This window comes from Lewinella sp. 4G2 (genome assembly GCF_001625015.1).
Taxonomy (GTDB): domain Bacteria; phylum Bacteroidota; class Bacteroidia; order Chitinophagales; family Saprospiraceae; genus Neolewinella.
In genome coordinates this window covers 882,403-902,929 of the sequence record NZ_LVWJ02000014.1, presented here as the reverse complement: position 1 = coordinate 902,929, position 20,527 = coordinate 882,403, and the positions used below count along the sequence as shown (strand labels likewise).

The following is a 20,527-nucleotide window of genomic DNA, read 5'->3' as shown; positions in this document are numbered from 1 at the left end:
CTAAAGCAACTCAAATCCCAGTGTCAAGTTGCAAGAATCGAGTTGCGAGAATAAAGTTGCGAGTGTCGAGTACTCGCAACTCGATACTCGACACTCGCTACTTGCAACTCGCAACTTGATAATTGCAACTGAACTACTTCATCAACTGCGCCAACACCGTCGGATCCTTAATCCGGTCATCCTCCGCCAGCAGCTTCATCTTACTAATGATTTCCGCTGATTTCGGGTCGTCATCCACAAAGGGAAGGAATACCCGCCCCCGGTGCTGGGAATGGACGGGGATGATGCCCAATTGCAAACCATTCTTGCTCACCATCCCACTACCCAGGTGGATTGAGTAGGTACCGTGCAGCCCGTCGATGACGATGAATCGCTCCTTCACCTCCACGTTTTCCAAGCGGAAGAGCCGGGCGGATTCCCGCGCCAGAGCAGCCCGCATCTCCATGCTGGAATGGCTCGCTTCGGGATCGACCTGCCCCGCGTTAGCGACGCTGACGACCAGGTCCACGTCTCGCATCGTTTCGCTGAAGAGGATCGGATCGATCTCGTCCAGCCCCACGGCGCGGTAGTGCGAACGGCTGTGGAAGGCCACGTATTCCAACGTAGGTGCTTCGATCTCAGCGGCGGAGAACCAGTCGGCCATGGCATAGAGGGAGGCGACAACGCCGCGTTTGTAGTCCACTTTCTGGAGACCGGAATCGTAGTCTACCGTCCAGCCGCGGCTGGTGAGCAGGGCGACGGTCTTCTTCACCTGCACCTGGTTACCTTGGTAACGGCTGGATTTGTACTGCTCCTCCCGCTCATTCGCCGTAGGTAGGTACAGCTCCCGGAAGATCTGCTTGAAGGGCTGCACCAACTTTTCGTCGAAGGCGTACCGCTGGAACAAATCCCACTGCACGGTGGCGTAGAGATCCGTAGGGTGGGCGATGCGGACGACTTCGTCCCGGCCCAGCTCATGGGCTTTACCCGTTACGTCGATGAGCATGCCGTGGGCCCAGAAACCCGTCAGTTGCTTTTCGGGGTGAAAGAGAACGAGCTTCGCCAGTAGCGTCTTCACCACGGGGTGGTCGTTGATCTCCGCGATCTCCTCCACGGTAAAGGTCTGGCCGTCCACCATCGCTCGCTCGAGGGACTTGAGGGTCCGGCTGTACTGTTTCCGCAACTTAGCCTTGTGTGCCTTAAGGCGGAGAATGTCCTTGTGCTTTCGCAGTTTGGTGGGGATGGACTTCTGGCTCTTCCCGGCCTTAGTGACCAGGATATCGGCTTTGCCAAAATCGTCGATCACCAACCGGACTTGCGTCTGGTCGATCTCCACTACGGACTCTTCCATAATGGCGCGGGTAGCCTGGCCTTCCATGATCCAGCTGAAGCGGACGGGGTCGCTGTAACCTGCGTTTCGGGCCAGGTTTTCAATGCCGATCTCCACGGCCTTCTTTTCGCTTTCCCGCCGCTGGTTGCCAAACTGCTTGCTCTCGTGGAGGAATTGCTGGAAAAGCTCGTACCGCTTCAGGGTATCCTTGCGCGGGATCTTCTTGCTGAGGGGGACGAGCCCAAGTCCTTTCACGTACACCTTATCCCGCTTCTCCTTGATCTTTTTGAGCGTCTCGGTGATCTTGGTCTCGCCCAGCATGATGCCGGAGTAGAGTTTAACCTGGCGGTGGCCATTTCCGTCCGTGACGAACTTCGCCGCGTCGTGCAGCATTTTCCAGGTCTTCTTCCCGACGGCATCGTACACTTCCGCGAACCAGTCGATGTCGATGGCGCCCTCCCGGAAATCGGCCATTTCAATGGGGCTGTACCGGGCAACGATACCGGCCTTCTGCTCACTGGAATATTCGCTGGCGTGGGCGTGGAACCACCAGACGGCGGATTCCAAGTCCTTGATGTTCAACATCTCCCCGATCCACGTGGCCCACTGGGGGGCGTACATGGCGATCTCCAACCAGCGTTTGTCGGTCACCTTTACGGCGCGGGCTTGTTGGTTGAAGCTTTCCACCGTGTCCACCTCCGTCGGGACGGTCTTTTTGATGAGGGCGCTGAAGCTCTCTTTGCGCGTCGTATCGTTGCCGTAGCTGTAGCCCCGGTGGAGGGTTTCCTTTCCCATCCGCGCGGCTAGCTCTACGAGGTAATTAGCACCTTCCACTCGCTTGAGGCTGTTGGTGTACGGCGTGGCTTCGGTGGCGAGGTCGCCCCGGTCCAACTCGACGGCGAGCAGGTTGACGGCGAGGTCATCCACTAAACCCTCCGGCCACGGGTCGGTGGGGTTCGTATTCCTGGCGTTGATGGCCTCGGCGTTGTGGAGACTTCCCAGGAAATGGGAATCGATGAGGGCGTGGACGAGTAGTTCGTCCGCCGTTATGCTCCCGCGTTTGTGCAGTAGTCTGGCGAGTACGGTATCTCCTCTACTGCGTGAGTAGTAGCCACTGTGCTGTTGGGTATTGATCGTTTCGTGCAGCGGTTGCGGCGGGTAGGCACTACTGCGTGAGGCCGCAAAGATCAATTGGTTTAAATCATAATACTGACTCAGGGTCGCTGGCTCCGCGGTACCCAGACCACGGTCGTGGGGCTGCCAACTGTAGACGCCCGGGTGAAGTCGGGTAACTAGGTCTACCCACTTGGAAGTCTCATCGTAACCCCACCGGGATTTAGTCGTGATGTTACGCCGTTGATCATTGGGCCAGCGGGCGAGCATATCTTCCAGCATATCGACCTGGAATTGATCAAGCGTGGCCAGGTCCGCGTAGGCGTAGTAAAAGGCGTGGGCAACGGTTGACAGGTTACTGCGCAGGGTATCCCAGGCACCCCGCTCGCCCACCAGTGTGTCTACGTCCTTGATCTCGGGGTAGTACTGGTCCCGCAGCTGCCGGTACCAGGTCTTACCGATGTTGCCGCCTTTCCCCTTCAGGTAAGCGTAAAGGAAGAGCAGTTCAAAATCGTTGAGGCCGGAACCATCGTACCAGGCTTTCCACTTTTCGGCGAGGGGCAGGTCATTGACCCGGTCTACCGGAGCGGTAAAGGTATGGTTGGGCCGCAAGAGGTTGATGGCGTTCTGTAACAGGAACGTTTCCTCGTAACTATCATTATAAACGCTCGTGTACTCGTAAGTCGCGTTCTCCCGTACGACGGCGGCCAGGCCCTCGATGGCGCTCCGAATTTTAGCCGCATCCACGAACTTGGCGAAGAGAAAGACCTGGCGGGTTCCGAATACTTTACTGAGGAGCCCACCGGACGATGGTGCCTTAAACTTCAACTGTGGTGTGATCAGCGGACGCACATTATCGTAATCCACCACCCCGAAGCCGTTCGCTATCGAGAAGGTATCCCGCTCTTCTGGCGGGTTGAAACGTTCCAGCAGGACGGATTCATTCTTGGAAAAAGTACCCCGTTCGAGGTAAGTCGCCACGCTAGTTGCAACGTACTCCGGCATGGCGCCCCGTTCGTTCAGTACACTAAGGACTTCCAGGCCCGCCAGGCGCTGGTCCACGGTTTTCGCTTGTAGCAAGCGGCTCTCGAATTCCTTGATTTTTGGTTCCTGTTGGGCGAGGATGAGTTGGATCAACGAGCCGCGTAGGTCCTTCCCCTTTCGCTTGAGCAGGCCGGTGACGACTTCCACGTCGGTGTCCGTTAGCGGGACGGACCGGAGCAGCGTTAACCCCGTCGCCATCACGGAGGTGTTCCGGTCGGTAATTGCCTGGTGCATGACCTTGCGCGTCCACCCCTGGTCGGCCGGCGCGATCGGCTTGCGATTCTTGTTGGTGTCGTAGCGCATCGACCAGGTATAATGGTCGGGGAACAACTTGCGCAGAAGCGACTCCCGGGAATTACTCGGCAGGGCGGACAGGTCCTCCGCCAAACGGTGACGTTGGTGGTCCTGCCCCTCCCGGATCAGGAAGTCGTAGAAGTATTCGGGCGTAAGCTTCGGGGCCATCCATTCGAAGACGCCAGATTCGTAGGTTTTTCCATCCTTCGGTAGCGACTGAGCGTGGGCGATCAATTGCTCCATCATCTGGTCGCTGATCGGCGTGTCGTCCGGCATGATGCGCGTCACGTAATAGTCCAACAGGATATCCTGCCCAAACTGCCCCTCGAAATACTGGCTGATGCTATCGTGGCTGTAACCGGTTTGGATCATCAAATAACACGCACCAAGCTGTTGGGTCCGGTTGCCCTTCAGAATGATGTCGGCCGCCGTCGGCAGTACGTTGAGCACGTTCTGCACGGCAACGGACCACAAGGCCACGTAAAACTCCAGGCTATCCTTAGAATTTGCGTAGCGGTTGGTCGCCTCAACGTCCTGCAGGCACGCCGCCGCGATCTCCAGTGCGCGGTTGATCGTCTTTTTCTTCGGGGCTTCCCAGCCGAAACCAAACCAGACGTCCACGCCACGGATGACAGAACTGAAGCGGGCCAGATCGTGTGTCCGGATCAATTCGATGAAGTGGCGGAAGGCACCAATGTGGCCTTCGTCTACGGTTTCAAAAATGGTCTGCCGCAGACCTTCTTCCCGCTGGGCGGCGAGTAATAATTTTTCCACCATTTCCCAGCTTTCCGGCTGGTCGGTCATCAGTAGGCCCTGGATCAACGCGCGGTTTACGGCACCAATTTCGTCTTCTCCCTGGAGGATGTCCCAGGCCAGTTCGTGCAGCTCTCCCCGTGGCCCCTCCGCTTCCAGAGCGGCGGCAATCATTGGGCTGAAGGCGGTGGTCTCCCGGCTGTAGTACACGGCGTATCGCATCGTATCGGCTACCGTAAACGGGTGGAACCCCTGCTCACAAGCCTGGGCCCACTGGTGGAAGAAATTCAGTTTCCTCTCCAGCGAATGCACGGCGGCGGAGGATCGAAACGGACGGCGGCTGTACCCCGTCTGGTAGGGCAACTGCCCCAGTAATTCCCAGGCGCGGCTGGCGTGAACTGCGCCGTGCTCCCCAAAGAGTGCTTCGGCCAGTCGCTCCCCGGTAGAGCTCACCCAAGGGTTCTCCTCCGCCCGAAAATGCTCCAGATAAGCTTGTTTTGGAGATCGCTTCCCCTTCAAACGGTACCCCTTACGAATGATGGCGCTCAACTCCTTATACCGGCCCATAAATACGTCCGACACGGAAAATTTTCGTGCCGCCGCCTTATTCGCCTTAAATACTTTATCCGCCTGTTCCGATGTGATCATGGTGTTGGTTTATGTGTGTTCGTGTAATTGAGTAGGATATGGGCGCTGACGCAGGTGCGAGGTAAAGGGTCAATAGTCTGTAGTCTATAGTCTGTAGTGCGGGACTGCCGACTACAGACTGTAGACCATAGACTACAGACTATAAACTACCAAAAAGTCCCCGTCAAAAACGTCATCCGCAAGAAAGCCAGTTCGCTGTCTTCCGTCAGGGTGACCGGATCTTCCAACGAACGGAGCTCGACGTCATTATGGAAGACGATGAAAAGACCATCCTTAAAAGCCAGCAATGCGGTCTCGATGCTTTGCTCGACCTCCGCGAGATTGCGGTTGGCGATGTCACCAAAGCCCACCTTGCCGTCCTGGGATTGCCGTTCGATATCTCCCGGTGTGAGAAAGGGCATCAATTGTACCTCTTCCCGTTTAGCATTAAACTTGGCTACCTCCTGCCGGACGATCGCCTCGAGCAATCCCCGCAGGTCCTGCACCGGTGGCAACTCGTAATCTATCCGCCGGATCTTCTTCTTACCAAGTCGCTTGAGTTGAATGGAGATGGCTTGCATGGGATGAAGTTGAAGGGAGGGTTATTCTATCGCTGGAGTAACAACAAATTGGTGTTGAATAGCTAGCGACGAAACAAATATATACTTTATTTGAGTATTCTACAATGGTATGTAACTAAAAAGTGAATTATTTTAGTCTTCTTGCATTGCCGCTAGGTTGGGTAGACGCTTTACTTATTTCGCAAAGAAGTATAGGGCGATAGAGAGGGAAGAGAAGCCGGTATCGTCCTTCTCTTTCGTCTTAAACATCTTGATCTTCTTTGCGAAACATGCGTGGACAGCTGTAAGCTCAAAGTTGGATAGTGGCTCCGCCTGCTTTTTAGTTTCGCAAAGAAGTATAGGGCGATAGAGAGGGGAGAGAAGCCGGTATCGTCCTTCTCTTTCTTCTTAAACATCCTGATCCTCTTTGCGAAACATGCGTGGACAGCTACTAGCTAAAAGTTGGATTGTGGCTCCGCCTGCTTTTTAGTTTCGCAAAGAAGTATAGGGCGATAGAGAGGGGAGAGAAGCCGGTATTGTCCTTCTCTTTCGTCTTAAACATCCTGATCCTCTTTGCGCAACATGCGTGGACAGCTATTAGCTCAAAGTTGGATTGTGGCTCTGCCTGCTTTTTAGTTTCGCAAAGAAGTATAGGGCGATAGAGAGGGAAGAGAAGCCGGTATCGTCCTTCTCTTTCGTCTTAAACATCTTGATCCTCTTTGCGAAACATGCGTGGACAGCTACTAGCTAAAAGTTGGATTGTAGTTCCGTCTGCTTTTTAGTTTCGCAAAGAAGTATAGGGCGATAGAGAGGGGAGAGAAGCCGGTATCGTCCTTCTCTTTCGTCTTAAACATCTTAATCCTCTTTGCGAAACATGCGTGGACAGCTATTAGCTCAAAGTTTGATTGTGGCTCCGCCTGCTTTTTAGTTTCGCAAAGAAGTATAGGGCGATAGAGAGGGGAGAGAAGCCGGTATCGTCCTTCTCTTTCGTCTCAAACATCTTGATCCTCTTGGCGAAACATGCGTGGACAGCTATTAGCTCAAAGTTTGATTGTGGCTCCGCCTGTTTTTTAGTTTCGCAAAGAAGTATTGGGCGATAGAGACGATTAAGAAGTGTGGATTATAATCCTCCATTAGCGACAAGAAATATAAGTTGGTAAGGAAGAGTAGAAGATTGGATACGGACGGCATCGCCTTTTTTGAGTTTTTTTGCCTTTTGTGTTGAGTCCGCCACGGGCGTCCCTTGCAGTTCAATGATTTAAGGTAGTACCGTAAGCACTTTTCTTCCATCAGCTATTGAGCAAATTATTAAAGGAGCCCTTACAGTCCAGCCAATAAAGGTCGATCCCAATCCCTCCCCCCTTATCCTTACCTTGCACCTGCGGCAGCGCCCAAAACACCTTATAGAGCGTTTCGGGCAAAGACGCAGGAAACCTTATTTTCGCGCACACCCCAGACAAAAATCCGCCCATGGCCACCGTAGATATTGCCGCCCTTAACCAACAGATCGCCATCGACTCCGAGGTCGTGGACCGGATCCGTAAGGAGACCTCCAAGGTGATCGTCGGGCAGGAATACATGGTGGACCGGCTGCTGCTCGGGCTGCTCAGCAAAGGGCACATCCTGCTGGAAGGGCTGCCCGGACTCGCCAAAACGCTGGCCATCAACACGCTGGCGAAGACGATCTCGGCCGACTTCAGCCGCATCCAATTCACACCGGACCTGCTGCCCGCGGATATCGTCGGAACGATGATTTACAACCAGGCCGTGAACGATTTTACCGTGCGCAAAGGGCCCGTTTTCGCCAACTTCGTGTTGGCGGATGAGATCAACCGGGCGCCGGCCAAAGTGCAATCCGCCCTCCTCGAAGCGATGCAGGAACGGCAGGTAACGATTGGTGACGAAACCTTTAAACTGGAAGAGCCCTTCCTCGTCCTCGCCACCCAGAACCCCATCGAACAGGAGGGGACTTACCCGCTGCCGGAAGCCCAGACGGACCGTTTCATGCTCAAGTGCACCATCGGCTACCCGACGCGGGAGGACGAACGCGAAATCATGCGCCGCAACATCAGCCAGGGCTTCGAAAAGGTGAACCCCGTGGCGACTACGGCGGAGATCCTGAAGGCCCGCGACAGCGTGCGGAATATCTACATGGACGACAAGATCGAACGCTACATCATCGACATCGTCTTCGCCACCCGCGAACCGGAAGCCTACCGGCTGAGCGACCTCAAACCACTCATCACCTTCGGCGGTAGCCCGCGCGCGAGCATCAACCTCGCCCTGGCCGCCAAAGCCCAGGCCTTCCTCGAACGCCGTGGCTACGTGACGCCGGAGGACGTCCGCTCCGTCTGCGAAGACGTGCTCCGCCATCGGATCGGCCTCAGCTACGAAGCCGAAGCGGAAAACATCAAGCAGGAGGACATTATCGCCCGCGTCCTCAACGTCGTAGAAGTGCCCTAGTGGACTGCCCTTCGGCAGATAGTAAACTTTGTGGCTCGGGAACTCTCCCTATACCAATCCTTCCCGGACGAGGTCGTGCAGGTGCAGGAACCCGAGGTAGGCCCCGCTTTCGTCCACGACCGGAAGCTGGCTGATGCTGTATTCCCGCAGGATGGACAACGCCTGGATGGCCAGCGTATCGCAGTGAACGGTTTTGGGCTCCGCCGTCATCATGATGCCCGCGTTGACGCCCGTCAGGTCGTCTTCCCCCGAGAGCAAGCGTCGTAAATCACCGTCGGTAACGATACCCAGTAACCGGTCATCGTCGGGGTCGAGGACGGCCGTTGCCCCGAGCCGCTTGGCCGTCATTTCCAGCACCGTGGCCCGCAGAGTAGTGGTGGGGTGAACGACCGGCCGCTCGTTGTGGGTGTACAGATCCGCCACGCGGAGGTAGAGTTGTTTGCCGAGTGAGCCACCGGGGTGGTAGCGGGCGAAGTCTTCGGGGGAGAAACCACGGAGGGCCAGGAGGGCGGTGGCCAGGGCATCACCGAGGGCCATTTGTAAGGTCGTACTCGTGGTGGGGGCCAGTTCGTTGGGGTCGGCCTCCCGGTCGAAGGGGGCCAGCAACAGGTGGTCGGCGAGCTGGGCCAGGCTACATTCGGGGCGGCTCACCATGGCGATGAGGGTATTCCCCATTTGCCGCGTGAGCAGGGCCATCATCTTGATCTCTTCCGTCTCCCCACTCCGGCTGATGACGATGACGGTATCGCCCGGTTGGATCATCCCGATATCGCCGTGGATGGCGTCGGCCGCGTGGAGGAAGGTAGCCGGGGTGCCCGTGCTGTTGAGGGTAGCGACGATCTTCTTGGCAACGAGGGCCGTCTTACCGATCCCGGCAACGACGACGCGGCCGTTGCTGGAAAAAATGGCCTGTACACTTTCGGCGAAACGGTGGTCGATCCCCTCCACCAGGCCGGCCAGGGCCTCAGCTTCGATGCGCAGCGTGCGGCGGGCCGTTTCGGTGATGAGCTTATGGTTATGCACGGAAAAGTGTATTTTTGCGGGCTCGAAAAAAACCTCCCGGTTTAGCCGCTGAGTGACATTAGCGAAAATTCGCCGTCTAACCCACTGAAAGGCAGTCACAAAGCGCTGCCTGGCCCATAAAGGGTGGACGTAATAGTTCAGTGGATACCCGGGTTATGTCGAGAAAACGCCGTAATTTACGGAAAGAGATAGTTCCGCTACTCTTCTTCAGATTGACATCTAGCGCATTACTCCCATTACCTATCCACATCTACTTTACTGACATCTAGTACAGTTTAAAAAGTTCTTCTTCCAGTTACTCTGGGTTACCGGCTAACCACCTTTTTTCCACGCCGGCCTTACTGAAGGAGAGTATTCAAAGTGCGTAACATAATGACCGCCACACCAGTTAAGAACCACATCGACCAAGCCTTACAGGATTACTTCGGCTTCGATCAATTCAAGGGTAACCAGAAGGCCATCATCACTTCCCTTTTTGAAGGAAAAGATACCTTCGTAATTATGCCCACGGGCGGCGGAAAGAGCCTCTGCTACCAACTCCCCGGGCTAATGATGGACGGCTGCGCCCTCGTCATTTCCCCCCTCATCGCCCTGATGAAGAACCAGGTGGATTCCATCCGGTCCTACAGCGATAAGGATTCCGTGGCCCACTACCTGAACTCTTCCCTTTCCAAGACCCAGATGCGGCAGGTGAAGGAGGACATCAGCTCCGGTGATACGAAACTGCTGTTCGTCGCCCCGGAAACCCTGACGAAGGAGGAGAACATCGAGTTCTTCCGCGATTCCAATATCTCCTTCGTTGCCATCGACGAGGCCCACTGTATTTCCGAATGGGGCCACGACTTCCGCCCGGAATACCGCCGCATCCGTGAAATGCTCGACGCTATCGGCCACGATATTCCCATTATTGCCCTGACGGCCACGGCTACGCCCAAGGTGCAGTCCGACATCGTCAAGAACCTGCGGATGGGGGACGACCACCGCACCTTCGTTTCCTCCTTTAACCGGGATAACCTCTACTACGAAGTCCGCCCCAAGGGGAAGAAGGACTACACCATTCGCCAGATCATCCAGTGTGTAAAGGAAGTACCGGGTGAGTCCGGCATCGTTTACGTACAGAGCCGGAAGGCCGCCGAAGAGATCGCCGAAGCACTGCGGGTAAACGACGTCCGCGCCGCCCCCTACCACGCCGGGCTGGACCCCAAGACCCGCTCCCGCACCCAGGACCAGTTCCTGATGGAGGACGTCGACGTCATCTGCGCCACCATCGCTTTCGGAATGGGTATCGATAAGCCGGACGTCCGTTTCGTGATTCACTACGACATCCCCAAGTCCATCGAGAACTACTACCAGGAAACCGGGCGGGCCGGGCGCGACGGCATCAACGGCCGCTGCGTTGCCTTTTACGCCTACAAGGACATCCTGAAGCTGGAGAAATTCCTCCGCGACAAGCCGCTCATGGAGCGGGAGATGGGCGCCCAACTCATGCAGGAGGTGATGGCCTATTCCGAAACCACCGCCTGCCGCCGCCGCTTCCTCCTCCACTACTTCGGGGAAGAATACGACGAGAAGAACTGCAACGAAATGTGCGACAACTGCCGCCACCCCAAAGAGCGGGTGGAGGTGAAGGAAAAGATGGTCCACGCCCTCAAGGCCGTCAAGCAACTCGACGAGAACTACCCCCTCAAGATGCTCATCGAATTCGTGCTCGGTAAGGAGACGAAGCAGATGAAGGACTACAAGTTCGTCAACCGCGAAGGCTTCGGCGTCGCCAAGGGAGAGGACGAGGTGCTGTGGAGCTCTATCTTCCGCCAGGCCCTCCTCAACAACCTGGTACGTAAGGACATCGAGAGCTACGGTACGATCAAGATCACCGAAGAGGGCGAAGCCTTCCTCAAGAAGCCAACCAGCTTCCAGATCCCGATTGACCACGATTTCGAGAAAGAACTGGCCGCCGACATCCGTACCGCCGCCGACGACGCCCGCGCCGTCACGCTGGACGAACCCCTACTACGCGCCCTGAAGGACCTGCGGAAGAAAGAATCCGCCCGCCTGGGCATCCCTCCCTTCGTGATCTTTCAGGACCCCAGTCTGATCGAGATGGCTACCCGCTATCCCATCACGCTGGATGAGATGAAGAACATCAACGGCATCTCCATCAACAAGGCCCGCCGTTACGCAACGCCCTTCCTCGTACTCATCGAGAAATACGTGGAGGAGAACGACATTGATCGCCCGCTGGACTTCGTCGTCAAGCAGGTGGCCAATAAGTCGAAGAAAAAGGTCAACATCATCCAGGCCGTAGATCGCAAGATTCCGCTGGAGGACATCGCTTCGGGCAACCAACTTTCCATGGATGAGCTATTGGAAGAGATGGTCTCCATCGTCCATTCCGGCACCAAACTCAACATCGATTATTACATCGAAGAAGAGGTGGATGAATACAGCCTGGAGGATACCTATGAGTATTTCATGCAGGCCGATACCGACGATCCGGACATCGCCTTCCAAACCCTGAAGGAGGAGGACGTAACCATCGACGAGATCAAATTGGTCCGCATCAAGTTCCTGACCGAAATGGCGAATTAACCGGTACTGGTGCGTCTCCCTTGCCGGCGACGTTACCGCAATCCTAATTGCTTTCCTCGACGGCAATTTCTCCAAAACGGGCTACGTTTGCACCAGCGTAGCCCGTTTTTCGTGCTGCCCGCTGCTACCAAATTTTAACGCCGTATGCCTACCGCCCGATGAAGTTGACCCCCGCCCTGCTGTCGTTGTGCTGCCTGTTCGTGCTGTCCTCGTGTGGCCTCTTCAAGCCCGCCGACCCCATCGGCAGAAACCCCCAACAGCCCACGCGGGTAGCGCGGGGTTCGGAAGACCCCAACTCCTGGATCCGGTCGGACATCACCACCCACGCGCAGGAACTCATTGGTATTCCTTACAAATACGGCGGCAACCGCCCCAACGAAGGTTTTGATTGTTCTGGGCTCGTCGTTTACCTCTACCAGGGGGCGGGGTTGGATATCGCCCGAACGTCACGCGATCAGGCAAAACAGGGTAAAGTCATAAACGCGAGTGAGGCCCGGCCGGGAGATCTCGTCTTCTACAAAAAGCCTGGTGGCTCCGTCTTTCACGTATCGGTGGTGGTGCTCTCGCAACCCGGTGAGTTGTGGGTAATTCACGCTACGAGCTCTCGCGGAGTGATGCGCGAGGATATCTTGGCGTCCAGTTACTGGAAACCAAAGATGTATCAGATTAGGAACGTGTTACGGTAGGTTCGGGCATCAATTTTGCCCAGCATCTACACCCTGATTTAGAAGCTGCGGCGGGTACTTGCCGGGCGGTTCTGATTACTAGGGTCCTTGCCACTCATGCTTTTATTCCCGTACCCCTGCAGGATTTCGCGTTGCCGCATCGGCATGCCGTCGATCATTTCTACCAGGACGGAGGCTGGCGTCAATCGGTTCGTGGCGCGGAATTTTTCGTTGCCGTCCATCCCCACGAGAATCATCGTAAATTCATACTGCCGGGGGTCAAACCGTTCGTAGTACTGGCGGGCGAAGGACTCGTCCAAAAAGCGCCCGGTATTCTCAAATTTACCGTCTGGGGTGATCCACATGAACTTCACGTCCCGCTCTTCGAATGCTTCCCGCTGCAGGTAAAGTAGCCGTACCTGCTCCTCAAAAAGTGGGTCCCCCGGGTCCGGCGTAAACAGGAGCACTAGGCGCGATTTCCACTGAAATTCATTCAGGGACTGCCCTTCCACCGCGGAGGAAAAACAAAAAAGCAACGCGATACTCAGGCAGATAGATTTCATACTAGTAGTACGGAAGCTCAGCCCCATTTGTTCCCTGTTAGTCAGCGGCTTAGGGCGCTTCCGCGGGTGCAAAGTTCGGAATAGGGTGCACTCGGTGAGCAAGCGTTAGCCGGGGGACCGGTGCGCCAGAGCGATCATCAGGGCGCCAAAGGAATGAGCCTCTTCGTAAAGCGCGTCGCTGTAAAAGGTGGCCCGGAGGCGGAGGTTGTGGGGCACCCCATCCCGTAGTTCGTGCTGAATGGTGATGTTGCCGAAGGCCTGGTGCAGCAGTTCCCCTTCCTCAAAGGTGTTGATGGGCTTGAGGTAGTGCCGTTCCTGGGTCTCCACCCAGTCCCGCCGGCTGAAGATGCGGCGGTCCGAAATGTCGCTCCGGTAGTTGAGGGTGAGGACGCGCTCCTTCAGGAAGTCAAAGAAATAGGCGATCTCCTCCGGTTGGTAGTTGAGTTCCTTAAAGTAGATCACGAAACCCTTGCTGCTGGAGAGGTTCAGAAAGCCGACTCCCTGGTCCGTCGGTGCTCCGGCCTTGTGGGTGGCGTACTGCTCCTCCAGCCAATCCAGGAGGCGACGGCTGTTGTGGGTCCGCTTCCACTGCTCGTACCCCTCCAGATATTCCTCATCCCGCACGATGAGTTCGTGGACGGCCGCGTTGCCCGGCGTGCTCTCTTCGGCACTGCGAAATAGCTCGGTGATGGAATCCCAGAAGGACATGGTGGGTTGGTTTTTGGTGGGGTGACGAGGACGCGGCCAGGGTAGGAGTAGAAGTAGCCTTCCGGCGATTTTGTTTCGGGGAGCGTGAATCTTAAAGGTGAGTGGCGATGCACAATGCAGTACTGATCTTGACTATATTACTAGTCGTAGTTTTACGGCGGGTGATTACTATTAAGGAGTTCCGTTGATTTTGAAATAACGACTTTACATCGCTACCTACTTGCAACTCATTCAGCCTTACATCTGATATACCGTCAATAATTAGACGCTAGAATCCTGAATAGCATGAAATACCTAGTCTTGATTCTATGTCTACTTAGTGCCTTGATCAAAATACATATATCAAATCAGCAACCTCTACTGAATGATTGGGATGAACGCTACCATGGCGTAGTTGCGTCAAATATTAGTGAAGATCACCTTTGGCTCAGACCAACGCTTTACCAAAATCCCGTGCTTCGGACTGACGTCGGAGTCTGGTCAAGAAGCCACGTATGGATGCATAAGCAACCGCTTCCTTTTTGGACAATTGGTTCTTCAATCCACTTTTTCGGACGATCTACTTTTGGAGTACGACTCCCTTCGATCCTGATGGTCAGTATGGCTATATTCTTGACTTTCTTAATCGGAAGAAGTCTTTTTGATGAGGGTTCTGGTTTTTATGCGGCTTTACTCTTTTCCATTCATGGTTTATCCAATGAGCTATCAATAGGTGTTGAAGCTACTGATCACATTGATGTTCATTTTATGTTTTGGATAGCAGTGGCAGCTTATCTAGTTACCGCAAGCAAAATGCGTAGTCGTTATCTAAAGTGTGCGTTAATAGGTGTTACCATAGGTTTGGCAGTACTAGTAAAGTGGCTACCTGCCTACACCATTTTGCTTGCCTACATCGCCTTTGAACTGAGAAATGGAAAATTTCTAAACGTACTTTTAGAAACAGCAATAATTGCTGTTTGTAGCGTAATAGTATGGTTACCGTGGCAGATCTATGCGTATACTTCTTTCCCAGAAGTCTATCTGGCTACTCAAGCGCATAATTTCCAGCACATTACTCAATACCTGGAAGGGCACGAAAATGGCTATTTGTTCTTCCTGGATAAGTCTATCTATAACTATGGCGAGATATGGATCCTATCTATCGGTTTGTTAATCTACTATGCGACCAAATCGAACCCTGAACGATATCGATTCTTGCTGCTTTGGATAATCGTTCCCTTAATATTTTTCAGCTTTGTGGCCACAAAGATGCAAGGTTACGTTTACTTCACGGCTCCAGCCATATTCATTGCAAGCGGTGTGGCTCTGAAAGCAATTTACGATTGGAAGAAATGGCACCGACTACCAATAGGGAAGTTGTTGTTTATATTGGGATTCGTATCGCCCATTGTTCACTTTTACGAAAGTTTACACCCTAGAGAACACGACGAAAATTTAGTAGCAAGATTACAAACTCTCAAAAACAGTGATTTAGATCGCACAGTCATATTCAATTCTCCGACACCCTACAATGATATGTTTTTTCTCAACGTTGTAGCTTCCTACGACTACGTGCCTGATCAGCGTACTTTAGATTCGCTGCGTAGTGTGTATACGGTAATTGTTGAGGAAGAATAAATTTTGAATAATTCAGCTTGATCAAATTAGTTATGTAAGCTATCTAGTAGCATCCGACTGTCTACCAATCGAGTTTTCCGCTTCGATGAGTTTATTTAAAGGCGAGGAGTCATACAAAATCAATGGAATTGTGTAGAGTGCCACGTGTCACCATGGCTGTCAGACACAAATACACCGCCTCAAACTAAAAATGATATTAGAGATCTACCTCTATTTTTTTAAACTGTAGCAAAACGATAGTCTATAAAAATTCACTTCGTTGATGTAATTGGAATACTCTTTACGATACAATAAACCAAAGGTGGCTTGAAGTCCTACTGAAAACCTTTTGAACCCGTAAGTGAATCCACCTACCACACCAAATTGGGTATTGAAATCCTCAGGACGCTTAGCATTTACAAAACTTCTCCCCTGGCTTTTTGGAGCTCGATAGTGATTAAAGAGTGTTGTAATATCGAGCCCCACAGTCAGCCCTATGTTTTCATACCTACTATAAACATATTGAGGTTGGACTGAAAATCTTCTGAAGCCAAACTCGTTCACGCTAGGATTGATACCTCCTCTCTGAAAACCTATAAAACGATGTTGAGAGTAGCATAAACCAAGCTGAATTTCAGAAAAAGATGAAAGACTTCTTCTTACTATAAATTCCACCACTGGAGCATCAAATATCATATCCTTAGTAGGCACGTTGAAAAAGCTATTTTCAATTGAACTTGGTCCTGACACAGTGTTTATTTCATATCCTACCCCTACTATTAGTGAAGTTTGGGCACTGAGCGTCTGGCTGGTAAGGCAATAAATAATGATAATTAGACGTAGTGCATGATTCATATGAGAATAATTCGCTCTTTTGTTTACTTGATAATCATTGCAAAAAGGTCAGAGGAATCCGCTACCGAATCCTTCCATTCTCACAATATTCAAAGATAGTACACCTGAAACGCAGTGGCTTGGGAAATTTAGCGCGACTTTATTTTTATGTCTACCGTTGTTATAAAATATCAAAGGATTAAATGCCAAACCACTTTGATACAGGTATAAACTTCATGATTTTCTGCATAGAACATTAAGTCGCTTAAAATAAGAGAGGGTACCCGACTTCAACTTAGCAAAATTTAAGTTTAAGACTTTAGCAGTTGTAATGTTTCGCAAACGCTATCTTAAGTTGAAGTGTAGTATATCAAGCAAAATATTTATAATACGAATAAATCAGGAGATGAAATAAAAAACATGGTCAAGTGTCATTTAATCTAAAGGTAAAAGTTCAATATGTATCCCTTCAAAAGGATCTCTAAAAGGTAATGCTCCTGATGACGTCTTAGCTGGTCGCCCTGAAGATGGAAACCATGTAAACCCGTAGACTTCACGAAAGTCACCAAACCCTAATGGTGAAAATCTTGTAGGATCATAGTCAAAGAGGGAGAATCTAAGTTTTTCATCACTTTGTCTTACCTCGATTGTCTCCGGTAATGTTAGTTCATCTTCACCAACTTTAAAGTCTTGTATAGTGTCGGTACTTATAATCAAATCTCTTAGATAAAATGTAGCATACAAGTCAATTTGACTACCATCATCCTCCCATGGATTGCCGCTACTATCAAACAGTGGAAGCTCTAAAATCTTGATTCCTTTTACAGTGAAATCATCAAGTGGCACGGTATCTTCAGTAGTCGTACATCCTAGTACTAGAAATACACAAACAAAAGAGAGTAGTGCCTGAGTAAATATTGTCATATTCTTCGTTTTCATAAAGTTAATAAGAACATGTTTATCCTCTATCGTCATGGCAACAATATAAGTATGAGGGAGAGGTTTAAGACCGATATATAGCTAGTAGAAACCAAAAGCACACCCCCTAAAAAAACAAATCCCCCTCCCCCCGCCCCTTCACCCGCGTCACCTCCCCCCGGTATCGCAAATCCCGCTCCTCCGTATACCCAAACTCGGCGTGGGGTAGGACGCGGTTCAGGGTTTTACCTACCAGCTTGAGGTCCTTGGGCTCCAGGCTGTAGGAATGGGTTTTTCCATCCGGTTCGACGAGGTAAAGGGTGCCCTGAGATTGGGTCTTGAAACCAAAGGGCATCCGTTCCGTGTGGGTCGTATACACCCAGGCGAAGCGTTCGGGCTCCTCCCGCAGCCACCGCCGCAGTACCGCGATGGGCTGTTCGCTGAGGATCCGGTACAGCCAGAAGAGGGAAAGCGTCGCCACTACGGCACCGACGAAGGGGAAGAGAATGTTCCCCGCCACCACGCCACCGATGGCGCCCAGTAGCCCGGCGATCATCAGCGCGATGGCGAACCACTGCTGTTGGCGGCGCTCCCGCTCCAAACTTTCCCAGAGGGGATGCAGACCGGGGTGATCAAGTATGCGGGGTTCTCTTTGCACGGAGGGTTAAAGACGAAACATGCGGTATGGGTTTGCCATTGGCCGTATTTCTTACAACACCGCAGCTGGTCTATTCTCCTACGTGATTATTGGACGATTGTTTTACGTAAACCGACCGCTTACTGTGGAGGGAGTACGAAGTCATCATCTTGGTAGTTTTTCGACAAGAAGTTTAGGATGACAAAGAGGATTAAGGAGAATAGAGCGGCGGCGCTCATCCACTCTGTGGTTTTTATGTTTTCTGTGTTTACGTATTTCCCAAACTCAACTATCCCAGCCAATCGATCCTTACCTCATTCAAATCCTAGCGTTCCTGACTACACTAACCGCCCACCCATGCTCCACCACAAAGTCTTCGGCACCGGCCAGCCCCTCGTCATCCTCCACGGCTTATTCGGGATGCTGGACAACTGGAAAACCCTCGCCCGCCAGTGGGCGGAGAACTACCAGGTCATCCTGGTGGACCTTCCCAACCACGGGCGCAGCCCCCACGTCGATGAATTCTCTTACGCAGGGATGGCCGACGCCGTGGTCGAACTCATCGAGCACCTCGAGCTACCCCCGGTCTACCTGATGGGCCACAGCATGGGCGGGAAGGCGGCCATGCAACTCGCCCTCGACCGTAACGACCTCGTCGCCAAACTGATCGTCGTCGACATGGCACCCCGGCAGTACCGGCGGGGGCACGATGATGTGTTCAGCGCCCTCCAGGCCTTCGACCCCGCCGAGGTGAGTGACCGCAAGGAGGCTGCCCGCCTCATGGCCGCCTACGTATCTGACCCCGGCATCCAGCTCTTCCTGCTAAAAAACCTGGCCCGCAACCCCGCCGGCGGCTACCAGTGGCGGATGAACCTCCCCGTTATCACCGCCCAGTACGAGAACCTGATCGGACCCGTCGGTAACTTCGGGGACTCCTTTACCGGGCCGGCCCTTTTCTTGCGCGGAGGCCGCAGCGGCTACGTCAGGGATGAGGACCTGGACTACATCCACGACCTTTTCCCCGCCGCCACCCTGGCTACCGTGGAAGGGGCGGGCCACTGGGTCCACGCCGAACGGCCGGAAGAATTGTCCAGTCTCGTCACTAACTTTCTAGCCACGTAGTAGCTCCCGCGCGCCCTTATCTTTATCGCCCGTAGACCAACCCTACCGCTTACGCTACAATCCCTTTTGATATATGCGCCTTTTGCTAGCCCTTACCCTCGTCCTATTTCTCTGCACCTGCGGCAGCGCCCAGAAAGTGATGCTGCTGGAGAAGGTCGGAAAAGCGGGGACGGAACGGGTGTACGAGGGAGAAACGCTGCGCTTCAAAATGCAGGGCGATAATTTTTGGCAGGAAGGCCGCATCGAAGAAATGCGGCCGGACATCCAGGCACTCGTGATCAACGACCGCTTCATCCTGCTGGAAAATATCCACTCCCTCCACCGGGGGAGCACCTTCGGCAAGGCCGCTGGATTGAGTTTGATGACGTTCGGCGTCGTGTGGACGACCATCGGCCTCCTCGGCTACAACACGGATGGCGACCCGGATTCCCAGATCTCCGGCGGGCAACTGGCCGTAGGCGCCGGGTCTTTCGCTACGGGGTACATCCTGAATCGTTTCCTCGGGCAGAAAAAATTCAAGCTGGGGAGGAAGAAGCGCCTGCGCATTATCGACACTACCTTTTAGACGTCGAACTACTAATACAGTGCCTCCGCCAGAACGTCCGCAAACTTGCCCGGCGTGCTGGCGAAGGGGTGCAGCCCCATATCCATGAGCGCAGCGGCCACCTCCTTATCGTAGGCCGGCGCCCCTTCGTCGCTCAGCGCCAGTAGCGGTAAAATTGTGATGCCAGTTTGCTGTAACCGCCGCATGGCCGCCAGCATGCCCTGTACCTGCCCGCCTTCAAAGAGGTCACTCAGCAGCACCAGTACCGTATCGCGGGGGTTCGTATTCAGGCGTTCGGCGTAGCGTAGCGCTTTACCGATGTCCGTGCCGCCCCCCAGCTGTATGGCGAAGAGTAATTCGAGGGGATCGGGCAATTGGTCCGTGAGGTCCACCACGCTCGTATCGAAGGTGACGACGTGGGTTTTGAGCGTGGAGATGCTCGCCAGAATGCAGGAGATGACCCCGGCGTACACCACCGAAGCAGCCATGGACCCGGATTGGTCAATCAGCAGAATGATGTGTTTCAGGCCGGCTTTGGAACGGCTGAGGCCACGCAGATCCACCGGCAGTACCGTCTTGTATTCCGGCTGATAGTGCTTCATGTTGCGGCGGATCGTCTGGTCCCAATCGATGTCGCTCGGCCGGGGGCGGCGGTTGCGGTTATGCTGGCGGCGGCGGCCGGCCAGGGCTTGCTCTACGGGCCGTTTGAGTTGCTTCTCCAGTTGTTGGACCACCTTCATCACAACGGCGCGGGCGGACTCCCGGCTACGGTCCGGCAACAGATTTTTCAGGCTCAGTAGGGAACCGACGAGGTGGACGTCCGGCTCAATGGTATCCAGCAACTCCGGTTCCAACAGCATCTGTTGGAGGCCTAAACGTTCCAGGGCGTCCCGTTGCAGCAGGTGGACGGTATCGGAGGGGAAGTACTTTCGGATGTCTCCCAACCAGCGGTTCACGTTGGGGCTGGAGCGGCCGAGGCCACCCTTACGGTCCTGGCCGGCGTAGAGCGCCTCCAGGGTGTCGTCCATTCCGGCCAGGCGGGAGGGGAGGTTGACGTCGCTGCCCCCGTCCGGGTCTTCCGCCTCCTTTCCCAGGATGAGGCGCCACTTGCGTAGGTATTCCTGATCTTCCATTGCGCGCTACTTATTGATTGAGGAAAGGGCGT

15 protein-coding genes are annotated in these 20,527 nt (G+C 53.7%); 6 read left to right on the top strand and 9 right to left on the bottom strand.

Annotated elements, in window-relative coordinates; genetic code table 11:
* Nucleotides 1-133: 133 nt before the first annotated feature.
* The gene (locus A3850_RS05065) at nt 134-5,161 is read right to left on the bottom strand and encodes a DUF4132 domain-containing protein (RefSeq protein WP_068214800.1); all 5,028 of its coding nucleotides are present in this window, start codon (nt 5,159-5,161) and stop codon (nt 134-136) included.
* A 146-nt stretch (nt 5,162-5,307) separates the two neighbouring features.
* Nucleotides 5,308-5,721, bottom strand: a complete 414-nt coding sequence (locus A3850_RS05060) for a hypothetical protein (RefSeq protein WP_082921629.1) — start codon at nt 5,719-5,721, stop codon at nt 5,308-5,310.
* 1,449 nt (nt 5,722-7,170) lie between these two features.
* On the opposite strand from A3850_RS05060, the gene A3850_RS05045 reads away from it, so the two are divergent.
* Nucleotides 7,171-8,163 (top strand): MoxR family ATPase, encoded by a 993-nt coding sequence (locus A3850_RS05045; protein ID WP_068214797.1) that lies wholly within the window; start codon nt 7,171-7,173, stop codon nt 8,161-8,163.
* A 48-nt stretch (nt 8,164-8,211) separates the two neighbouring features.
* Here A3850_RS05045 and A3850_RS05040 read toward each other — a convergent pair whose 3' ends face one another.
* A complete protein-coding gene (locus A3850_RS05040) occupies nt 8,212-9,186 on the bottom strand; it encodes an SIS domain-containing protein (protein ID WP_068214796.1) in 975 nt (324 codons plus the stop codon).
* A gap of 372 nt (nt 9,187-9,558) precedes the next feature.
* On the opposite strand from A3850_RS05040, the gene A3850_RS05035 reads away from it, so the two are divergent.
* Nucleotides 9,559-11,775, top strand: a complete 2,217-nt coding sequence (locus A3850_RS05035) for an ATP-dependent DNA helicase RecQ (RefSeq protein ID WP_068214795.1) — start codon at nt 9,559-9,561, stop codon at nt 11,773-11,775.
* A 158-nt stretch (nt 11,776-11,933) separates the two neighbouring features.
* Nucleotides 11,934-12,461: a C40 family peptidase gene (locus A3850_RS05030; protein ID WP_068214794.1), complete on the top strand. Its 528-nt coding sequence runs from the start codon at nt 11,934-11,936 to the stop codon at nt 12,459-12,461.
* A gap of 38 nt (nt 12,462-12,499) precedes the next feature.
* On the opposite strand, the gene A3850_RS05025 is transcribed toward A3850_RS05030, so the two are convergent.
* Nucleotides 12,500-13,003 carry a DUF4174 domain-containing protein gene (locus tag A3850_RS05025; protein ID WP_197493987.1) on the bottom strand — a complete coding sequence of 168 codons (504 nt, stop codon included), beginning with the start codon at nt 13,001-13,003 and terminating at the stop codon, nt 12,500-12,502.
* A 105-nt stretch (nt 13,004-13,108) separates the two neighbouring features.
* Nucleotides 13,109-13,711 (bottom strand): hypothetical protein, encoded by a 603-nt coding sequence (locus A3850_RS05020; RefSeq protein ID WP_068214792.1) that lies wholly within the window; start codon nt 13,709-13,711, stop codon nt 13,109-13,111.
* Nucleotides 13,712-13,996: 285 nt separating this feature from the next.
* On the opposite strand from A3850_RS05020, the gene A3850_RS05015 reads away from it, so the two are divergent.
* Nucleotides 13,997-15,328 (top strand): glycosyltransferase family 39 protein, encoded by a 1,332-nt coding sequence (locus A3850_RS05015; protein WP_076639925.1) that lies wholly within the window; start codon nt 13,997-13,999, stop codon nt 15,326-15,328.
* A gap of 210 nt (nt 15,329-15,538) precedes the next feature.
* On the opposite strand, the gene A3850_RS20120 is transcribed toward A3850_RS05015, so the two are convergent.
* From A3850_RS20120 to A3850_RS05005, 3 genes are all read right to left on the bottom strand, one after another.
* Nucleotides 15,539-16,162, bottom strand: coding sequence for a hypothetical protein (locus A3850_RS20120; RefSeq protein WP_157500897.1), 624 nt, complete (start codon nt 16,160-16,162; stop codon nt 15,539-15,541).
* A 414-nt stretch (nt 16,163-16,576) separates the two neighbouring features.
* Nucleotides 16,577-17,116, bottom strand: coding sequence for a hypothetical protein (locus tag A3850_RS05010; protein ID WP_068214790.1), 540 nt, complete (start codon nt 17,114-17,116; stop codon nt 16,577-16,579).
* 70 nt (nt 17,117-17,186) lie between these two features.
* A complete protein-coding gene (locus A3850_RS05005) occupies nt 17,187-17,717 on the bottom strand; it encodes a hypothetical protein (RefSeq protein ID WP_157500893.1) in 531 nt (176 codons plus the stop codon).
* A gap of 336 nt (nt 17,718-18,053) precedes the next feature.
* Here A3850_RS05005 and A3850_RS05000 point away from each other — a divergent pair, with 336 nt between their 5' ends.
* Both A3850_RS05000 and A3850_RS04995 read left to right on the top strand, forming a co-directional pair.
* A complete protein-coding gene (locus A3850_RS05000) occupies nt 18,054-18,818 on the top strand; it encodes an alpha/beta fold hydrolase (RefSeq protein WP_068214788.1) in 765 nt (254 codons plus the stop codon).
* Between the two features lie 73 nt (nt 18,819-18,891).
* Entirely contained in the window at nt 18,892-19,383 is a 492-nt protein-coding gene (locus tag A3850_RS04995) for a hypothetical protein (protein WP_068214787.1), read from the top strand.
* A gap of 11 nt (nt 19,384-19,394) precedes the next feature.
* Here A3850_RS04995 and A3850_RS04990 read toward each other — a convergent pair whose 3' ends face one another.
* A complete protein-coding gene (locus A3850_RS04990) occupies nt 19,395-20,495 on the bottom strand; it encodes a VWA domain-containing protein (protein ID WP_068214786.1) in 1,101 nt (366 codons plus the stop codon).
* Between the last annotated feature and the right edge of the window lie 32 nt (nt 20,496-20,527).